General features: G+C 52.2%; 3 protein-coding genes. All 3 read right to left on the minus strand.

Going from position 1 to position 2,081, the window contains the following annotated elements:
* Positions 1 to 87 precede the first annotated feature (87 nt).
* The 3 genes from MHM99_RS21005 to ubiA all read right to left on the minus strand — a co-directional run bounded on the left by MHM99_RS21005 (position 88) and on the right by ubiA (position 1,862).
* On the minus strand, positions 88 to 357 hold the full coding sequence (locus MHM99_RS21005; protein ID WP_218313322.1) for a maltose acetyltransferase domain-containing protein: 270 nt from the start codon (positions 355 to 357) through the stop codon (positions 88 to 90).
* Positions 358 to 646: 289 nt separating this feature from the next.
* Positions 647 to 919, minus strand: coding sequence for a glutathione S-transferase N-terminal domain-containing protein (locus tag MHM99_RS21010; RefSeq protein WP_281716509.1), 273 nt, complete (start codon positions 917 to 919; stop codon positions 647 to 649).
* Positions 920 to 944: 25 nt separating this feature from the next.
* Positions 945 to 1,862 (minus strand): 4-hydroxybenzoate octaprenyltransferase, encoded by a 918-nt coding sequence (ubiA, locus tag MHM99_RS21015; protein ID WP_199524880.1) that lies wholly within the window; start codon positions 1,860 to 1,862, stop codon positions 945 to 947.
* Between the last annotated feature and the right edge of the window lie 219 nt (positions 1,863 to 2,081).

The raw sequence follows: 2,081 nt of genomic DNA on the forward strand, positions 1-2,081 counted from the left end.
TGCCACACTTATAAGTAGTAACCCACCTCCGCAGCCATTTATTGGTGTGGTCTACAGAGGATTAAGTCTTTTTAGAGGGGAAAATCCCTAGAACCCCAAGTTGGCGTAAAAGTTGTCGCCGATGTGTATATTGCGTCCGAACTCGCAGCGGAACGTAGGTTCGAAATGAACCTGCTTACCCATTGAGCCGATAAGCTTCGTCAGAACGGCTTCACGCTTTTCCGCGTTTTGGCCGAAGCTGGCATTATAATCATTCGTCAGGAACACTGCTTCCTCACGAGCCGCCACGAGTTCAGACGTTAGATCGTTGTACATCTGCCCAGATCGGATGAGTTCAAACTGTTCGGCAAGTGTCATGCTATCTCCATTTAGAGCGTTTTCCTATCATAGTGGATCGTATCCGCATGATGGCCCCTGAACATTAAAGGGGCACAAATATACGGTAGGCCGATTTCACGCCTTTTGCGCAGCCTTCTTGATGGCAGTTACGAAGCCCGACAGTTCGGCCGGCGAGGTGAACCGGAACACCCGACCGGCAAATCCTTCCATTCGAGCAAGGTCGCGCTGTCGTTGCACCTTTCGGTAATTGATCACAAATCGGAAGAAGGCCCAATCAAAGCGTTCAGGACATCCTGGCGCGAGCTGATCACCGCGATTTCGGCCCAAACCGGATACCGTTCGTCGAATAACTCGCCACAGGCATAATGATGTTGGGTAATCGAGATGGATAAGCGTATTGTCTGGCAAGATAGCGGACGATGGCGTTCGATTCCCATAGGACTAAATCACCATCCTTCAGGCAGGGAACAAGGCCATTAGGGTTCATCGCGAGATAATCGGGGTCGCTCACCACGCCAAAGGTGCCACCCGCATTGATATGTTCATAGGTGAGGCCAAGTTCTTCAGCACACCAAAGCACCTTGCGGTTTCAGGATTTGCGCGACTTACCAAGTGCCCGCGAAGGCAGCGACCGCCAATAATGCCCCGGTCAGAATGTTCGACAGAAAGAGCCGGAAATTCAGCTCCGGCTTTTCGAGGTCAACACGCCATATCTGCCAAGCCAGATGAGCTGCAATAATAACCATACCGATAGCGTAGGGCATCGCCATGTCCAGTAACCACCCCCCAACCGCCCATGCCCCGACAGTCAAGGCGTAGAACAATCCGACGATAGCCTGCCCCCTGCGTCCAAATAGAATCGCTGTTGATTTCAAACCCAAACGGGTATCATCGGCTACATCGACATAAGCATACACCGTGTCATAGCCGATCTGCCACGCTATAGCGCCGACCCACATTACCACGGCTCCTGCTGGAATATTGCCTGACACCTCCGCCCATGCCATCAGCATTCCCCAATTGAACGCGGCCCCCAAAACAGCTTGGGGCCAATGGGTGAAGCGTTTGCAAAGCGGGTAAATGAATACCAGTGGCAGCACGCAAACTGCGACAAGCGCTGTGAATGGGCTTAAGAAAAACAATAGCAGCGCCGCCAAGGCGAGTTCGACGGCGAGGAATATTAGCGCGTGGCGCGTTCGAAGCTGACCACTCGCGAGCGGACGAAGGCGCGTCCGCTCGACATGCCCATCAAAGTTACGATCCGCAATGTCATTGGCTGTCGAGCCTGCGCTTCTCATCAAAAATGCGCCGAGAAAAAACACTACCAAAAGCCGAAATTCGGGGAGCCCTTGGGACGCTTGAATGAGCGCGGCAAGGCAGGGGAAAAAGGTGAGCCATATTCCTACCGGACGGTCGATCCGGGCAAGCCTTGCATAAGGACGCCAAGCAGCAGGCAACCAACGGTCAACCCAATCGCCAATATGAATATCGCTGAGGTCAGGACGGTTCAAAGTAGTCATCATGTGCTCCAATTCTGTGTCACAAAAATTCCGAAATTTGCGACATATTATACGAATAAAACCAGTGACGTAACAGGTTTCAGGAACTATGCGAACGACTAGCCCCCGTAGGCCCGCTCTCCTCATCTAGGGGTTCTAGGGATTTTCCCCTCTAAAAAGACATAATCCTCTGTAGACCACACCAATAAATGGCTGCGGAGGTGGTTTACTTTCAGCTTGGAG

The sequence above is a fragment of the Alteromonas sp. MmMcT2-2 genome, assembly GCF_022348305.1.
Lineage (GTDB): Bacteria > Pseudomonadota > Gammaproteobacteria > Enterobacterales > Alteromonadaceae > Alteromonas > Alteromonas macleodii.

What these genes read in the sequence shown, in the direction of transcription:
- ubiA (WP_199524880.1), bottom strand. Translation starts at nt 1,862, where the DNA reads ATGATGACTACTTTGAACCGTCCTGACCTCAGCGATATTCATATTGGC.
- MHM99_RS21005 (WP_218313322.1), bottom strand. Translation starts at nt 357, where the DNA reads ATGACACTTGCCGAACAGTTTGAACTCATCCGATCTGGGCAGATGTAC.